The following is a 16,864-nucleotide window of genomic DNA, read 5'->3' on the forward strand; positions in this document are numbered from 1 at the left end:
GAGGAGAGCGGATATGAGCGAGCCTACTTCAAGCCAATACTCAAGCCCGGATTCGTTTGCCGATTGGCAGTGGGTTCGGCGGCAGCTTCCCCCGCACAAGGACGATCTCTTCGTCACTGACACGGACACGGCTGCCTGGATCGAACGCTTAAGCCAGGAAGACGACAATTTGACGATCGTGACGGCGACATCGGGCGGGCTGCCCGTCCTGTACGGGACGTTGCGGTACAAGGTCGATTTCGGTTCGAAGCCTGCTCACCCGGAATGTCCTCCGCTGCATTTCCATGTGATGAAATCGCGGCTGATCACCGTTATTCCGGCAAGCAGCGGGCTGGACATCCGCTTGGAGGAATCACCTTGGGCCCAGCGCCTGGAACGCTGCAGAACGGCCCACGAGGCGTTTTGTGTCCTGTTATGCTCGCTCGTCGAGCCGCTGCATGCCGCGCTGGACGGCTACGAGGCCAGGCTCGGCGAATTGGAACAGTCGATGCGGGAGCGCAATCGCAAGCGGATTGTGGATCGGCTGTTGGAGCGGAGGCACGAGCTGATTCGATTCGGTCTGGCTCTGACTCCTCTGCGTGAAGCCGGGGACGCCGTACGCGAATCGTTTCTGGACGAGCCGGACGAGCTTCCGGAATGCCTCCGGTTGAGCCTGAAGCTCGAACGGATCGAGCGGCTGCTTCGCAAGCACGAGAACCATATCGATACGCTGCTGCAGATGGAGGAGGTCGTCTCTTCAGTGCGCGGCAACGAGATTATGAAAACGCTGACGATCTTCACCGTGCTGTTCACGCCGGCTACAGTCATAGGCGCCCTATGGGGGATGAATTTCGATCTGCTGCCGTTTGCGGATTGGTCTTCCGGGTTTGGGGCCGCCTGCGCGGCCGTGCTGGTGCTGACCGCCGTCATCTACGCCTGGTTATGGCGCAAAGGCTGGACCGGCGATCTGCTGAGGGGGCGTAAAGCCGGCTCCAACGTCTAAAGGAGAGCTGTTCCAGAAGAGTTCGCCTACATCGCAACGTCCCGATTCCGAAGCGAAAGGACCTCGGTTTCCACTGCAACGTGGAGGACGAGGTCCTTTTTCTCGGGTAAGCCGACGTGTGACCGGGCATCAATCGCCGGGAAAATCGGTGCGAAGCGGGGCGCAACCGTCGCAAAAAAACGTTGAGGACAGCCCCTTCCTATTGTTCCCTCAGTCCCGCGAATACTCCCTTTCGGCGGATAACGGAATATACAACGCCGCGCCCTCCTTAATATCGTAAACAAATCCTTTGGCATAGTCCTCCGGATCGGCGTACGAGCGTATGAGCGTCATATCCCCGATATCCAGCACCGTCCCGCCTCCGGGACCGGCATAAGCGCTCCGAATCCGGTATACTGCATTGCGGACGCCGTCATTCGCAACGTATACGAACCGTCCCGCGAGCGTCTGCAGTTCCGCTGCCTCCGCCGTTCCTTCGAGCTGTACGGTTATCGTGTTCCGATCGCTTGGCTCCTTCGTAAACCCGGTTACTTTGCCGGTACGTCTTCCCGCTGCCAGCACCAGCCGTTCCGCGGAATCCGCGCGTCCGATCTCCGTTCCGTCATGGACATAGGCGTACTCCGGGCGGCCCGCACGCTCGGAATACAATCCGAACGCCCCGCGGAATACGATCTCGCCGTCCAGCAGCAGTTCCTCGTCCGGATGAAGCGAGCTGACGATATAGTCGGTTCTTCCGCACGCCAGCTCCACCCGGACCGCACGGGCGGCCAGATCGCCGGCGGCAGCTCTTTTCGCTCCCGCTTCGGCTTCGGCTCCGGCTCCTGCAGCTTCCGAACCGGCATTCTTCCGCTCCACGGTCGCCAGCCGGATCGCCCGTACAACACGTTCGCCCTGATAAGGCTCTAGGACCGAGGTGAAAAAACTGGACAGATCGCCGCCTTGGCGGTGGGCCAGCACGTAGCGGAGGGAGGCCGGGTTGCCGGGTTTGTTGCGGGGCGGCACTCCGTCCGCCAAGGCAACCTCGTCGAACTCGCCCAGCATCGTCAGCCTGATGTGCACGGTTCCCCGTTCGCTCTCCGGCAAACTTCCCCATGTGTCGACGACAGACCAGTCGACGCTGAACTGCCGCTGCGGATTGCGGTCCCGCTCGACGTTATTCAGCCAGTGGAAGCCGGCTCCGTTGTAAGCCGCCCCCGGCACATCGTCCCCTTCCGGGCGGACGCCGAACGAGCTGTCCGCCCCCGCATACGTTCCTTCCTTCTGCGGGACCAGGCTCAGTCCCTCGACCGTAACCGGCCCTTCGGCGCCGTGGAAGCTGTAATGATGGTCCTGACCGCCCTGTACGCGGAACAGGTCAACGGCGTAAAACGATTCCCGCCCCACACGGACCATCGCCGTCACCCTTTTGTACATCGAGATGTGGCGGTACGCCAGCGGAGCTTCGACGTCCATCAGCTTGATACGGCCGGCGTCGTCAAAATGTCGGGGCTCGCCGACCCATTGCGGGTCCTGCTTTTTCTTGTCCACCAGCACTGTATTGTGACTGATCGTCCCGATCACCCACTGGGCCCGGTGCATATCGACCACATCGGCGAACTCGGGGTAGCCCAGATCCGGCGTTAAATCGATGCCGAACGCGTGAATCCCGATATTCAGCGTGTCGCGGTGCCCGTGCCCCGTGTTGCGGCCGTAATACATCCAGACGTCCCGCCTTGTATCCGCCGCGCTTCCGTCCGCTCCGCCTCCTTCGCCCTCCTCGCCGTCCCTCAGTACGGAGAAGCCGTAGCCGGTTAACTGATCGCTGTCCAGACGCAGCCGTCCGCGGTTTGCAATTACGTCCTCGATGTCGCGCGCGATCCGTTCCGGATCATCCGAGAACATCCCGCCGGTAATCCCCGCGGTTCCGTTCCCGTTGATCAAGTAGGCAGCCTGCGCGAATACCGGATCTCCGTATACTTCAAACGCCTTTACAAACACGGAACCTTTGAACCCTATGCCGGGATTTCCGGCCTTCCCGGTATCCCCGATCGTCGGCACGAACCGTCCGGAGCATATTAACGGGATAAAGGCATCAAACATTTTGCGGAATTTGGGATGCCGGTACAAATCGGCCGCCGGATCATCCGAATACCCTTCCATAATATCCGCCACCTCGAGCAGCGAATTCAGCCACAAAGCGTTGTAGCCGGGCGAAGCTTCGTTGCCGTGACCGTCGCGGTCGACGTCGTTGACGAGCGCTGACAATATATTGCCGCCGGTCACCTGCCAAGGCTGATTCAGTCTTTTCCCCGCACGCCCGTTGAAGGCGATCCATTCCCCGGTTTCCGGCTCCTGGTCGAGTACGACGGCCGCCAGCGCCAGCGCGCTTTGGTGGAAGCCGGTATTTCCGTAGTTTCTTGCCGCCTTGACGGCGGGGTATACCTGCCTCACGATCCCGTGCTCGATATGACTGCACAGCGTTTCCGCCGTATGACCGGTCCCGGACAAGGCCGGCGATTTCCCGTTCAGAAAGCGGATCGCCTCCGGTTCGCCCATCGCCGGGAAAAAAGCGTCGTAGCTGTAAAGCAGCTGCTTGACCAGCGAAGCCTCCCAAATCGAGCCGAGCGCCTGACCGAGTCCGGTCCCTCCGTGCGAATTCAAAAAAATCGTTTTGTCATGCTCGGCTACGTCCAGACTTGGATAGACGTCAGCCACGCGATGCAGCAGTACAATGCCGGCTGCGGCATATTCCGGCCTGCCGGTATATAGGTAGGCGTCGCGCAACGCGGCAAGCGCCTTTAAGATCACGCCCGTGCCCGGGTGCCACAAAAACCAATGCACATAATAAGCGACGAACGTATACGTATTCCCTTTCTCATCCGTCCAGCCATAGCCGTCGTCGACGCCCCAGTCCAGGCCCCTCTCGGGATACAGCGTGTTGACGAGCAAGCTGCGGTCCGCTCTTTCCGGACGGAAGAAGCCCGATTCGTCGAGGCCGCTGGCGTAATACGCCGCGAAATCGTTCGCCGGGAACGACATCCCGCTGCTCGGGTCCGTTATTTTCCAAGGCGCCTTCAGCGGGTCGGCCTGGTACGGATAATTGCCGTACTTATCGATCTCCTTGCCCGTAACCGGGCTTCCTAGACGCTGATTCACCCCGTAGCTGCGCGGCAGTGTCTGCCCCGGCACGAGATTCCACAACGCTTCATGCCCGATCGCCAAATAGCTGTCGGCGTCGTTCACCGCGCAGTCCCTCAGCACCTTCGCCCACTCGAACCGCTCTGCGTTACGGCGGGCATTTTCCCTTTTGGGCGGCGTATAAATCGTGCTTCGACGTTTCATCCGGATTCCCCTCTCCATCCTCTCGGTTATCCTATCATACTGCCGGCCGCCTTAGAGGTCATGCCAATTTCGTAAGAAGTGACGGTCATTTATTGAGGTGTAGACGAACTTCTCGGTAACCGGTTTCAAATCGCAGCGTTCCGGTTAAGTAGAAGTACGGGATACCCTAATATAAGCAAGCATCGTACCGTACGATCAGGCTTAACCCTTATTCTAAGGACAGGCGGTGAATGTCATGACAGTGAAACATCAGATTCGTTGTTTTGACAGTGACATATTGGTTTTCGAGACGGATCGCTGCTTCAATGTGAATATTCAAACCCGTTCCAACCCGCTGGGCTTCGGGCGTACGCTTTGTGCCTATGATTCGCTGGAGCAAGCCGTCGAAAGCGCGGAGCACTTCTGTATGGTGTATCAGATCGCCAAGGAACACGGCTACTACTTGAAGGAGGACGAACTGGTCCGGCACGAGCGCAGACCGATCGCCGTAGCGTGGATTATGGAGAGGCGTCTGACCTCCCGCGAATGGATGGACCTGCTGTCCCGTGCCGAGACGGTTTCATAAGGAAAAAGCCGGCCTCCGGTCCGCTCATGGCGGCCAGGCCGGCCGTATTTTTAAAGCAGTAATTCTAAAGCAGTTGTTTAAGCAGTATTTTAAGCAGATTATTAAGCAGGTTTTTAAAGCAGTATTTATAAGAGCGATCTGCAGCTCTTAATCGGGAACTTGTTTGTTTTTTTGGGAAATAAAGGTGGTTTGTATCTCTTATTTTCCGTTGCTGGTTGAAGTTACTCCATTTTTCTTCCGAATTAAGCGCTGCAAAAAGCTCTTATTTTCGAGAAAATGGGGGGGCATCCAAAAAAAAGAGTTCCAAACCACCCTTATCCCCCGTCGGCTCCCTGATCTTCGGCTCCACTTTCAACCTAAGATGGGATCTATCCTTTGTTTTGGTTCAACCTTGGTTTTGTTCATTTTTGCTTTTGTTCATTTTTGCTTTTGTTCATTTTTGGTTTCGCTTCAATCTGGATTTTGGTTCATCCCGGCTTCGTCCACTCTTGATTGCGGTCCACCCTCGATTGCGCTCCGTCCAAAGTTTCCGTTCTTCCACGCTTTCTTCATGGCCGCTGACCCGGCAGGTGTTGACTTTCCCGAGCAGTCCCGCATATTTCCGGGGACCTTCCACAACCAACAACATCGACAATAATCCGGCACCCGCCGCTTCTCGCACAATTCGATCCGCACGTCCCACATTTCTCATCCTTTTACTCCCTCCTGTGATGATCCTCCGATCACCTTTACAAGGTAGGGGAAAAATGCCGGCTTTTCTGTAACCTAGTCACTTTACTTGCACAGCAGCCGCTCAAGCTCGCCGCGCCGGAGCACGTACAGCTTGCCTCTTCCCAGCCGGAGCCAGCCGCGCTTCTCAAACCTTTTCAATATTCTGCTGACGACCTCCCGCGCCGTTCCCAGTTCGACAGCCAGCGATTCATGAGTGATGTACAAAGGGATCTCCGTTGACCCGCCCGGCTGCCGCAGCAGCCATTCCGCAACCCTATGGTCCATGGAGTGGAACGTCATCTCCTCGATCAGCCCGGCGACCGAAACCATGCGTTGGATAAACAATCGGTAAATGAACTGGCTCAGCTCCTTGTGCGTATGCATCCATAATTGGAACGGCGCGGCGGGCAGCACCAGCAGTTCCGTGTCCTCCTCCGTCTGCGCCATCGCTTCATAGCCGGTATTCCCCAGGATGCTGGCCATCATAATAACGCACGTCTCGCCGCTTCGCACCCGATAGAGGGTCAACTCTTTGCCGGCGATGCTCGAATAGATGTCCCTCTCCGACCACGGGCTGAGCCGGGAGACGCATTATGAACGCTTCCGACTGCCGCCATTCCTCTTGCGTAGCAACATCCTGCTAAAACCTTCAACATCGGAAAATCGCTCTTTGAAGCTTAGAAGACTACTCCCCGCAATGTCGCTTTTAACGTTCCGCCGCAAAAAAAGACGCCTTCCGGCGTCAGTTTTGGATCGGATCGGGAATCATCCCTTCCTGCTCCAGCTCCGTATTCGTCTTCATCGCTTTCATCTCTTTGCCGAGTCGGATCAGATCCTGTTCATCCTGCGCCATCACGCCGTTTAACGTCATGTGCAGCGCCGGGTCCGCCTCTTGCTCCGCCTGACCGGTTCCGGCCCCAGCGCTCGGGGTCTCCCGCCCCCGCGCACGGTGCGCCGATTCCCCGATCAGCTCGCACAGCTTCCGGTGCGCTTCATCCCGTACGGATACGGGGACACCCTCGCCGCCGCTCCAGTCTCCGCTGAACTCCGCTTGTTGAACGAGCAGCGTAATCCGCTCGGAGCCGTCCGACAAAAACGGAATCCGGTACGTGATTGCGCCGTCACGCTCAGGAGAACGAAACGTCAGCTGGATCACTTTGCGGCCTTCCGTCTCGGAAGGCTGAAACCCTAGCCGAAATGCAGTTTTCCCAAATTCCACCAACGGCCTCGTTACATTTAATTCGCTTAACGTCATCCTGCCTCGCCTCCTGTTATCGTGATTCCGGCCCCGCTCCGCTTCCTTCCACCCGTGATTAGCGCCGAAGCAACCCCCTGCGCGGCTTTGCCTTGCGCACCCGCAGCACCGAACGGGCCATACCCCGTGCGAGATCCGACCATTCGGACGCGTACCCGCTTACTTGCTTGACCGCTTTTTGAGTGCTGTAGGATGCATCCTTGGCCCATTCGCTCGTAGTATCGCGAAGATCCTGGGCTCCGCGTACAAGATCACGGCGAAGCCTTTTGCCTGATTTGGGAGCAAAAAGCAAGGCGGCCGTCGCTCCCACCATTCCTCCGATCCATACCGCTTTCCAGGAACCTTGCAGGTTGCGTTTGCTCATTGCGAATTCCTCCTCATTTGGTTTGTATCGCGTTATCCCATCGTTCATGCTTGCCGTATAGGGTTTATCCGGTTATTCGCTAAGCCGACTTTCGAATCGCTTGGGACAGCATCCCCAGCAACAATACGAACAATGCGGCGCCGACAATGGCCGGGATGACTGCAAAACCGCCAATGACCGGGCCCCAACTGCCAAGCAGCAGCGATCCGAGCCAGCCGCCGGCAAATCCGGCAACCATCGCTCCGAGCATACCGCCCGGCATCCGGTTTCTTACAAGGGCATCTCCGATCGTCCCAATTAAAATGGCCATCACGATGCTGATCAAGAGTCCCCACATGCGATCTCCTCCTTCTTGTTGATGAAGGCCGCCTACCGTTTATTACCCCGGCATGCCGCGCATGAACCAGCCAAATACCGCCACTCCGCGGCGCCCCGTATAAAAATAACCCTACTAAGTGAGACCTCGGCTTTGAAGCGAATCCGGCTGTTTCTCGTAAAACCGGAAACTGCCATGCGTGGTTGCTAAAAAAAAACGGTCCGGACGGTCCTTTGGCGTGCAAACCCATACGTTGGTGCATGGAAGGGAACCGGTACCTTCGATCCAGCCGGTCGTTAATGAGGTTGTGCGGGAACAACCCGTCCCCGAATGAAGCCTGTTACCAAGTTTCTTGCGAACCGATCGGGTTGGGCTGCGCCTTTTTTCGCCAATATTAGCAGCTTCAAACCGCTCATATTCCGCGCCCAAGCCGGTTTTCGGACAAGATAAAGGCTGCAAACCACTTCTATTGACGGTGCACAATAGCAATGCAACTCCAAAAAACCGTCCCTCCATTCCAGAGAGACGGCTTTTTCCCCATATTTCCTTGGTGCAACGAATACCGATCACGGCCCCGGTTCCCTAGATACGAGAAACGTTACTAAACCTATCTTAATCTCACTTCAGCATCTTCCCCATCCGGTTCGCGCCTTCGATAATCAGCATCGCATGCTCCTTCATCTTCTCCAGCGTCAGCCGGTTGGAAGGGCCCGATACGCCAAGTGCGGCGACGAGCTTGTGCGCACGGTTGTAGATCGGAGCCGACACGGCGGCCGCGCCGGGTTCACGCTCCTCGATACTGGTCGCATAACCCAGCCGGCGTATGTCCCCCAGTTGACCGACGAAAGCATCCCGGTCTGCGGGCGAAGCCCATTCCAGCTCCTGCAGCAGTTGCGCCTGCTCATCCGGTTCGGCGAAAGCGATAAGCACCTTGCTCGAAGCGCCCACGCTGAGCGGCAGCCGCGCCCCGATCGGAGCGACCCGCCGGATCGCCTGATTGCTCTGCACCGCCTGAATCCGGATCCGCTCATTCCCGTCGCGCACATACAGACTGATCGTCTCGCCGAGCGAATCCCGCAGCCGCTCCATCTCGGGTTGCAGCAGGACTCCAGGATCGTCGCTTTGCGACATGTTGGCGGCAAGCTCCCAGATCCGGAAGCCGATCCGGTACTTTTCCGTCTCCGCATTGCGGACCAGATAACCTTTCCCTTCCAGAGACGCGAGCAGCCGGTGGACCGTGCTCTTGTGAAGTTCGGTCTTGGCGGCGATCTCGGTGAGACTCAGCTCGGCCTCGTCGGTGAACAAGGATAAAATATCGAGCGCCCGTTCCACGGCGCGTACGGTCAGCTTCGTATCGTCCATTTTCGATTCGCTCCACATGTTTCATTATATGAAACTCAGTTTTAATTCAAGTATACCTTATCCTTCTTCGGATCGTAAAGAGACTCCGGACTGCCTTTTTCTACACATTTCCTATCCGGCATCTATTGACCAACAGGCCTGTAAACGAATACTATAGAATTAAGATAATTACTTACGTGTATACGATTGGATTCTTGCCCCTACCGCCGGCCTGCGCTTGCCGGAGCGAGTCTCCTTTCCAATCGGCACCCTGTCCCTGGCCGCAACGATTTTATCCCGATCCAAGCAGAGAACCTCCCTTATTACGCAACTCGAAGTGCATCATCGATCAAGGAGGGTTACCCCATGGAAACGACCCACGTTCCATCCACAACTTACAGCACACCCGTATTTGAAAACGCTAACATTGGCAAATCGTACAAAAAGCTATGGATGCTGCTTCCCCTTGCCTTGCTGATCGTTCTGTGTACCGGAGCGATCGTCGCTTTCCACGGTTATATCGCCTGGATGCTCGGCCGGCCGTCGATCGCTCCACTCAGCTCGAACCCGATGAAGGCCGCAGGACTGGCCTATGACGACGTCGTCTTCACGAGCAGCGACGGCGGCAGCACGCTGGAAGGCTGGCTGATTCCGGCAGCCGGCTCCGACCGGTCGGTCATCTTCTCCCACGGGTACGGCGGCAACCGCGAAGAGCTGTGGGTCCCTTTCTACAGTCTCGCCAAAGAGCTGAATAAGCAAAACTTCAACGTTCTCCTGTTCGACTACGCATATGTAGGCACGGATATGTCCGTGACGGGAGGCGTACGGGAGTCGCTCGAGCTGCAGGGCGCGATCGACTTTTTGAAGAAAATCGGGACGAAGCACACGTACGTATGGGGCTTTTCCATGGGAGCGGGCACTGCGTTGCAGACGGCTCTGTACAGCAAAGACATCGAAGCGATGATTCTCGACAGCACCTTTCTGCTCGAGCCCGACACGCTTTACCATAACATTAAAAATCAGGTCGACTTGCCCCGGTTTCCTTCTTTGCCGCTGATTCGCCTGTTTTTCCCGATTATGAACGGCACGAGCATGAACCAGATTCCGTATCAGGATGTCAAACAAAAAGAGTACCCGATGCCGATCCTGTTCATCCATGGCATGAAAGACACCAAAGCGCCGTATGATATCGCGCAATCGATCTATGAGAACCAGTCCGCTCCGAATACCGACCTGTGGCTGCTTCCCGAAGGTCGGCACGAGTTGATTTACAAAGCGAATAAAAAAGAATACGTTAAGCGGGCGATGGCGTTTTTTAACACTGCGGCGGCACGCCAACCGTAACCTCATTTGCCTGCAAGATCGCTACGTTCTCCCGCAGAATCGCCGATTTCCCCGCATGGGCCAACTTCCCTTCCGAATACACTAAAGGATACAGCCTTAGGTAGGAGGGAAGACCATGTTAGTTGTATACGGCTCGCTGATGCCGCTCAGACTTCTGGAGGAAATCCGCTTCTGGAAAATGCAGGAGAAGGAGCATACCGTCGTAATCCGCGAGCTTATCCCGAATTTGGAGCAGCCGTACGTGCAGCTGCTGGAGCAGTGGGAGCTTGTCTTCGCACAAACCGAGGCCGCCGCGAACAAATGGATCGAAGCGGTCATTCGGTCCAATATGACGATAAGCCCGGAGCTGTGGAAGCATGTCGAAGCTTTGCTCCAGCGCTCCACCGCCCAGTCGACGGAATTTATCAAGCAGCTGTTCGGCATGCTTGAGAGAAGCGCTGCGGTCCGCAGCGTACCAACCGCGCCCACGGTCATTCAGCACATTATCCGGGAATCGGAATATTTCCTCGGCATCCTGCAATCGATCCTCACCGCGCCGGCGTTCCCCCCGTCTTCCCATCCGGTTCCGTCCCCTCAGCCTCAACCTTACCGCAACGAGGAGCAAGCAGACCGGGAGGAGCCGCTTACGCCGGAAGGCGTATGGACCGATTACACGGCTGCCGCAAAGCCCGTGCCGATCGGCGGTCATACCCTGCCGCCGCTTCCTTATGCGTATAACGCGCTCGAACCGCATATTGACGAGAAAACGATGCGGATTCATCACGACAAGCATCACCAAACCTACGTAGACGGCTTGAACAAAGCCGAGAAAATGATGGAGCAAGCGCGCAAAACCGGCGATTTCGACCTGATCAAGCATTGGGAGCGGGAAGCGGCATTTAACGGGGCGGGACACTACTTGCATACCCTCTTCTGGTACGTGATGGCTCCAAAAGCGGGCGGCAAGCCCACAGGGGCGATCGCGACTCAGATCGACCGCGACTTCGGCAGCTTCGAATCGTTCCGGAAGCACTTCTCCGCAGCAGCCGACAAAGTCGAGGGGGGAGGATGGGCCGTGCTCGTCTGGAGCCCGCGCAGTCATAGGCTCGAGATTTTGCAGGCGGAGAAGCATCAGAATTTGTCGCAATGGGATGCGATCCCGCTCCTTGCCCTGGATGTCTGGGAACATGCTTATTATTTGAAACATCAAAACGAGCGGCCCAAATACATCGAAGCGTGGTGGAACGTCGTCAATTGGCCGTACGTGAACGAAAGATTCGTCCAGGCGTCCAAATTGAAATGGCGGCCGTACTGAGGGAGGCGGCGCTCCGGAACGGGCCCCGCTTCTAAGCCGCAGCCGCTAATACAGGTCAGCTCAGGCTCTCAGGCACCCATCCACCGTTGTGTGCCTTTTCTGTCCGAATGATCCGAACCGTCCGCTCCCTTTCCCGATTGGCCTGGTCATTTCGAGTGAAATCGGATCTTTTCTTCTGCCTTCCGTTCCGGTACGATCATAGAAATCCCGGACATTAGAGACACGTTTTCCGGACTAGGGAAGGTGGCGCCATACAATGAACAGACTATACCAACCATTAACCGGAACAGCCGTACAGCTTGTACCGATGGAGCTTGCGCATGCGAGCGCTCTGTACGAAACCGCCCGTGCTCCCGGTGTCTGGACCTATATCCCTGTACGCATGGAATCGCCCGAGGACATGCAGCGGCTGGTCGACGAAGCTATGGCCGAAGCGGAACGCGGTCACACGCTGCCCTATACGATCATAGATATAGCAGACAGCCGGGTGCTCGGAAGCACTCGGCTGTTCGATTTATCCGATGAAAATCGTTCCCTTGAACTTGGCTGGACATGGCTGACCCCAGGCGTGTGGCGAACACGGGTTAATACCGAGTGCAAGCTGCTCCTGCTGACTCATGCCTTCGAGACGATGGGCGCTAACCGCGTACAGATCAAAACGGATTCGCGGAACGAGCGCTCCCGCCAGGCGATCGAGAGAATCGGCGCCGTCTTCGAGGGCGCTCTGCGCTGCCATTATATTTTGCCGGACGGCTACGTTCGCGATTCGGTCTATTACAGCGTCATATCGGCGGAATGGCCGGAAGTGAAGCACAGGATAGAACACCTGCTTATAAACCCTCCTTCCTCCAGGCGGCAAGTAAGACTTGTCGGCGACTAAAGGAACGGATGAACCTCTGACCGGCAGGAGTCCATTTCACAAACCGTATACCGTATATTACTTTCGTCGGCCCGGTTGTATGTGATTATCGCAGGAATGAACTTATCCCGTACTAATTCAGTTGCCAGCGGCTGGTCGGTTTCGCCGATTTGCTCCCTCCGGCATGCGTGTAATCCGCTTTATGCCTGCATTTGCGGCAAACGTTCCGTCTCCGGTGCACATGCCCCGTTTCCTCTTCCTCCTGAGCGGCGGTTTCCGTTTCGCGGGCATATTCCCGGAGCAGACGGATATAATCCGCCGCCTTCGCCACTTCCTCCGCCTGCGGGCGGAACACGTACTTGCTGCCGCTCAGCACGCCGAACACCTCGATGCGTCCGGGCAGCTCCTCGAACGCTTCGCTGCAGAACAGGACGGCCAGATGGCGGAAACCGGCAATCACATCGGGATCGTCATCCACCAGATATTTCCGGATCACATAAGGCGAATCCGGACGGTCGTCGGGACGGTACAGCACCTGCACGATGAACGAAATTTCCGCTTGAACGGCTTCGATATGGGTGCGGTACGACTCGAATACGATCAGCGGCCGGATTGCGCCATTCTGCTCGCCGTGCAGCAGCTGTTTCAACGCGCTTACGGCCCGGTACCGCACCTGCCAGTAATGATCGGCGGAATCGAACTTGTAAGTCCGGTTCGTCCACCGACGGTCCGCCGACCGTTCGATCGAATACTCCGACCGGTGCTCCGGCGGGAGGCTGTAATAATCGTTAACCATATGACAGACCGAATATTGGACGAGCTGCTGCCAGCTTACCTCCGTACCCAGCATCGCCGCGGCGCCGGCTTCCTCATCCGCTTTGCGCTTCAGATAACGGGACGGGCAGCGCAGCAGCTCTTCCAGCTTGTAATCTTCGATCAGCGCCTCCTCCCCCTGCTTTCGGCCGAGCTCTTTATACGCTTCCAGTCCATTCGCGCGTATCATCATCCGGACACACTCACAGCGGCAGCAGCCACCCGTCTTCCCAACTCGCGGCACGCCTCCTTCTCCTGCTCGGACGGATTCAGCTCCACCTTCAGACCTTCCGCAGCAAGTACCGCTCCGCAGCTCAGCAGCTTTTCCTCCAGCAGATTCACCGCTTTGCCGAATTCAGGATAGGAGGAATCGGCCGAGCCGAACGCCGCCGACGGTTTGCCCGATAAATCGACGTCGTCCATCTCGTCATAGAAATCGAGAAATTCATCCGGCAAATCCCCGTCTCCCCATGTATAAGCGCCGAGCAATATCGCGTCATAATCCGTAAGCTCCGAGGCGTTCGTATCAAACACGTCTTTCAATACAGCCTCGGCCCCTTGCCCGCGAATCCCTTCCGCTACCGCATCAGCCATTTCTTCCGTGTTCCCGGTCATGCTCGCAAATACGACAATAACCTTCATTCCTGTCCGCTCCTACCCTTCTCCCTTGATCCGATGATCCTTTCCGGAGTCATCCTACATGTCCCATACCGAATTTATGTACAATTGCGCAGCTTGGATGCTCTGGCCCGCATATACAGCTTCAACAAAGCAATCCGGACAGCCAGCAAAATCAATGCCGTTAACCGGGCAGTCGTCACAGCCGTACCTCCTTCCTGTTCCCATCCGATGCGTACATATCAAGCAAAGAAAGCTCGTTCTCGCGTTTCATCCATATATCGCAGCACGAGCACTCGTAGCGGACGATACCGGCCGGCGGCAGCTCGGAGATCACCGCTCCGTACCAGTCGCTGCATACCTGATCGAACTGCTCCGCCGTCAGGTCCCACCGGCTGGTGACGATAAATTCCTCGTACTCCTCCGGACTCCGGGCGGCTAATACTTCGATCGACGACCATTTGCCGCAACCCGCCTTCGACTTGAACTTATCGATGCCGCTAAGCATCCGTCCGCTCAGCCCGTGCTTCAAACAGATCCTTTGAACAACGGCGATCACATGCTCATCCTCCCAATCGAAAGTTCGTACTGCCCGCAGCTGAAAGCAGCCGGTCCGCACACGGCATTGGCCCTTATTTCGCTCCCTTTCGCCGGCCCGAACCGGTATCCTAAACGCAAATGGGCTCGGTACTTCCGAATCCCAAACGATACCCCGACAATCTATCCAAACAATCGCAACAATATATAAGCGAACAACTGATAACGTTTCTCATTATATTGATAATGATTTTCAATGTCAATAAAAAAATATCTTTATTCTACTTCCGCCTATCGTTCATCATGCTGTCCCTGGCCCTGACGAAGACCCGATAACGGGCATACAAAAAGACGCTCCCACCTCACTGTTACCCAGTGAACGGTTGAAAGCGTCTTTTGCTCTTTGCTTTTGCTTTTGGAATTGCTTTGGGTTCCGGCCATCGCCGCAAGCGAACGTCCGGGAAAGAGCCGCGCTCCTCTCATTCCTTCACAAGCGACAAAAACTCCGAGCGCAGCGCCGAGTCTGTAGCGAACCGGCCGCGGACACCCGATGTAACCGTCTTGCTGCCGGGCTTCTTCACGCCCCGGGAACACATGCACAGATGCTCGCCTTCTACGATGACCATGACGCCTTGCGGGTGAAGCACTTCCACGAGGATATCGGCGATCTCCGACGTAATCCGCTCCTGCACTTGCAGCCGCCGTGTTACGGCCTCCACCAGACGGGCGAACTTGCTCAGTCCGGCGATCTTGCCGCTAGGCAAATAGCCGATATGGATCTTACCGAAAAAAGGCGCCATATGATGCTCGCACTGGCTGTAATATACGATATCCTTAACGATAACGAGCTCCTCATGCTTCTCGTCGAACGTTACGCCCAGCACTTCCCGGGGATCTACGGAATAACCCGCGAAAATCTCCTCGTACATTCTCGTTACCCGGGCCGGTGTCTCGATCAGCCCTTCGCGGTCGACATCTTCCCCGATCAGCCGCAAAATTTCTTTCACATGATTCTCGATCAGCTCGCGGTTCCGTCCAACGTTATCGTTCTGGTATTCCTTGGTACCTGCCATTCTACCCCTCCTCCTCGCTTGCGCGGGAGACGCAGCAATTATTTCCACTTCTGGTTTTTCATCATGTGCTGCATTTGCTGCATCTGCTTTTTATTCAAATTGTAGCCCATTTTTTTGGCCATCTGCTGCAGCATCTCCGGATTCGACTGCATCGCTTCCATCTGCTTGCGCAAATAATAAACACCGATGAAAAAACCTCCGACCAGACCAACGATCAACGTTACGATCGGAATTACCCAATTCCACCACATTCCAGCGTCACCCCAACATTTGTTCGTAAAAACTCCCGAATACACTTCATCATAACGAAATAAGCCGCTCTTAGCAAGCGGTACAATGTGCCGGATTCGGCCCCGCTTTTCGTGCAGTCGAGCCGGCTTTTAAGTTAGATCCGGCTCGGGTCAAGCGCTAGAGCAGCACATTTTCTACGAACACGGTCGTATGTTTGGCGAGATCCACTTCCTTGACCTCGATATGGTCGTCGTTTTGGCTGACGACGCGGACAACCGGACGGCCGGGCAGCCCCCGGTGCTGTCCGACGACAACGCCGGTCTCCCTCGTCGACAGCCGGACCGAGGAGCCGGTCGGATAGATCGAGACGGTGCGCAGAAAATGAATCAGCACCTCCCGGTCGAGCTTCGAACCCGCCAGCGCCATCATATGCTCGCAGGCCTCGTGCGGAAGCATTCGTTTGCCTCCGGCCGGCTGCTTGAACTGCAGATTGTCGAACATGTTGGCGACCGCCACGATTTTGGCGTACAGATGAATCTGGTCGGCCGCTACTTTCCGCGGCAGCCCTTCCCCGTCCGGCGTCTCATGATGCTGCAGCGCCACGTGCGCAATTAACAGGTTGAACTCCTGCTTCTGCTTCAGCACCTCGAAGCCCCGCCACGTATGATGACGCTTCGGATCGGCCGAGCTGTCATCCGTCAGCTTCTCCACCTTGCCGATATCGTGCAGCAGGGCGCCGATCGCCAGTTCCTTGAGCTGCTGCGGGGTGAGGCTCATATTGATGCCGATCATCGTCGACATCATACATACGTTTAAGGCATGCACGTACGATTCGTTATCCTGTGTGCGGATGTCGGAGAGCTGGATCAGCACCTCTTTGTTTCTCATCACGTCTTCCAGCAGTTGATCGACGCTGATGCTCACTGCGCGGGTATCGAACTGCTTGCCCGAGCGGATCGAGTCGAACGTCTCCGTCATTTTTTTCAGTACGCCCCGTCTCGTCTCCTCCGACAGCACATCGGGAATCTCGACGTCCTCGAACTGGGGATCTTTAATATAAATCATCGTTGCCCCGATCCGGTTCAACGTATTGATCATGTAGACGGTCAATTGCACACCCTCGGACAGCAGCACTGCCCCGGAGCTGGAGAAGATCGTTTTCCCCAGAAATTGTCCCGGCTCCACCTGATCGATGCTAATGTATCTCATGATGCGCCCCCTTCCAGCATAAAAACTTCAT

At 56.4% G+C, this 16,864-nt stretch carries 18 protein-coding genes; 5 read left to right on the forward strand and 13 right to left on the reverse strand.

From position 1 onward, the window contains the following. The first annotated feature begins 13 nt into the window (after positions 1-13). Positions 14-982 (forward strand): magnesium transporter CorA family protein, encoded by a 969-nt coding sequence (locus PV433_RS32550; RefSeq protein ID WP_332076116.1) that lies wholly within the window; start codon positions 14-16, stop codon positions 980-982. A gap of 210 nt (positions 983-1,192) precedes the next feature. On the opposite strand, the gene PV433_RS32555 is transcribed toward PV433_RS32550, so the two are convergent. Beyond that, the gene (locus PV433_RS32555) at positions 1,193-4,303 is read right to left on the reverse strand and encodes a heparinase II/III domain-containing protein (protein ID WP_332076117.1); all 3,111 of its coding nucleotides are present in this window, start codon (positions 4,301-4,303) and stop codon (positions 1,193-1,195) included. Positions 4,304-4,538: 235 nt separating this feature from the next. Between PV433_RS32555 and PV433_RS32560 the strand changes: the two genes are divergently transcribed. Beyond that, positions 4,539-4,868, forward strand: a complete 330-nt coding sequence (locus PV433_RS32560) for a hypothetical protein (protein WP_190929843.1) — start codon at positions 4,539-4,541, stop codon at positions 4,866-4,868. 433 nt (positions 4,869-5,301) lie between these two features. Here the strand turns inward: PV433_RS32560 and PV433_RS32565 are convergent, their stop codons facing one another. The 6 genes from PV433_RS32565 to PV433_RS32590 form a co-directional block, all read right to left on the reverse strand. Beyond that, on the reverse strand, positions 5,302-5,559 hold the full coding sequence (locus PV433_RS32565) for a hypothetical protein (protein WP_332076118.1): 258 nt from the start codon (positions 5,557-5,559) through the stop codon (positions 5,302-5,304). Positions 5,560-5,642: 83 nt separating this feature from the next. Next, positions 5,643-6,065 (reverse strand): Crp/Fnr family transcriptional regulator, encoded by a 423-nt coding sequence (locus PV433_RS32570; RefSeq protein ID WP_332076119.1) that lies wholly within the window; start codon positions 6,063-6,065, stop codon positions 5,643-5,645. A 256-nt stretch (positions 6,066-6,321) separates the two neighbouring features. Continuing rightward, positions 6,322-6,834, reverse strand: a complete 513-nt coding sequence (locus PV433_RS32575; protein ID WP_332076120.1) for a hypothetical protein — start codon at positions 6,832-6,834, stop codon at positions 6,322-6,324. A 58-nt stretch (positions 6,835-6,892) separates the two neighbouring features. Continuing rightward, the gene (locus tag PV433_RS32580; protein WP_332076121.1) at positions 6,893-7,198 is read right to left on the reverse strand and encodes a YtxH domain-containing protein; all 306 of its coding nucleotides are present in this window, start codon (positions 7,196-7,198) and stop codon (positions 6,893-6,895) included. 79 nt (positions 7,199-7,277) lie between these two features. Then, positions 7,278-7,535 (reverse strand): GlsB/YeaQ/YmgE family stress response membrane protein, encoded by a 258-nt coding sequence (locus tag PV433_RS32585; protein WP_332076122.1) that lies wholly within the window; start codon positions 7,533-7,535, stop codon positions 7,278-7,280. A 597-nt stretch (positions 7,536-8,132) separates the two neighbouring features. Further along, a complete protein-coding gene (locus tag PV433_RS32590; RefSeq protein WP_332076123.1) occupies positions 8,133-8,876 on the reverse strand; it encodes an IclR family transcriptional regulator in 744 nt (247 codons plus the stop codon). A gap of 345 nt (positions 8,877-9,221) precedes the next feature. On the opposite strand from PV433_RS32590, the gene PV433_RS32595 reads away from it, so the two are divergent. The 3 genes from PV433_RS32595 to PV433_RS32605 all read left to right on the forward strand — a co-directional run bounded on the left by PV433_RS32595 (position 9,222) and on the right by PV433_RS32605 (position 12,373). After that, positions 9,222-10,199 (forward strand): alpha/beta hydrolase, encoded by a 978-nt coding sequence (locus tag PV433_RS32595; protein ID WP_332076124.1) that lies wholly within the window; start codon positions 9,222-9,224, stop codon positions 10,197-10,199. A 115-nt stretch (positions 10,200-10,314) separates the two neighbouring features. Then, positions 10,315-11,493 carry a Fe-Mn family superoxide dismutase gene (locus PV433_RS32600; protein WP_332076125.1) on the forward strand — a complete coding sequence of 393 codons (1,179 nt, stop codon included), beginning with the start codon at positions 10,315-10,317 and terminating at the stop codon, positions 11,491-11,493. Between the two features lie 256 nt (positions 11,494-11,749). Further along, the gene (locus tag PV433_RS32605; protein WP_332076126.1) at positions 11,750-12,373 is read left to right on the forward strand and encodes a GNAT family N-acetyltransferase; all 624 of its coding nucleotides are present in this window, start codon (positions 11,750-11,752) and stop codon (positions 12,371-12,373) included. Positions 12,374-12,485: 112 nt separating this feature from the next. On the opposite strand, the gene PV433_RS32610 is transcribed toward PV433_RS32605, so the two are convergent. From PV433_RS32610 to PV433_RS32635, 6 genes are all read right to left on the reverse strand, one after another. After that, positions 12,486-13,358: a hypothetical protein gene (locus PV433_RS32610; RefSeq protein WP_332076127.1), complete on the reverse strand. Its 873-nt coding sequence runs from the start codon at positions 13,356-13,358 to the stop codon at positions 12,486-12,488. Beyond that, positions 13,355-13,807: a flavodoxin gene (locus PV433_RS32615; protein WP_332076128.1), complete on the reverse strand. Its 453-nt coding sequence runs from the start codon at positions 13,805-13,807 to the stop codon at positions 13,355-13,357. The genes PV433_RS32610 and PV433_RS32615 overlap by 4 nt, the downstream gene beginning before the upstream one ends. A gap of 175 nt (positions 13,808-13,982) precedes the next feature. Continuing rightward, on the reverse strand, positions 13,983-14,342 hold the full coding sequence (locus PV433_RS32620; protein WP_332076129.1) for a hypothetical protein: 360 nt from the start codon (positions 14,340-14,342) through the stop codon (positions 13,983-13,985). A gap of 457 nt (positions 14,343-14,799) precedes the next feature. Next, on the reverse strand, positions 14,800-15,393 hold the full coding sequence (gene folE, locus PV433_RS32625) for a GTP cyclohydrolase I FolE (protein WP_190929831.1): 594 nt from the start codon (positions 15,391-15,393) through the stop codon (positions 14,800-14,802). Between the two features lie 38 nt (positions 15,394-15,431). Then, positions 15,432-15,644 (reverse strand): YneF family protein, encoded by a 213-nt coding sequence (locus tag PV433_RS32630; protein WP_190929830.1) that lies wholly within the window; start codon positions 15,642-15,644, stop codon positions 15,432-15,434. A 157-nt stretch (positions 15,645-15,801) separates the two neighbouring features. Beyond that, positions 15,802-16,833, reverse strand: coding sequence for an HD-GYP domain-containing protein (locus PV433_RS32635; RefSeq protein ID WP_332076130.1), 1,032 nt, complete (start codon positions 16,831-16,833; stop codon positions 15,802-15,804). Positions 16,834-16,864 lie beyond the last annotated feature (31 nt).

Source organism: Paenibacillus sp. GYB004 (assembly GCF_036577605.1).
GTDB classification, from domain to species: Bacteria; Bacillota; Bacilli; order Paenibacillales; family NBRC-103111; genus Paenibacillus_AB; species Paenibacillus_AB oceani.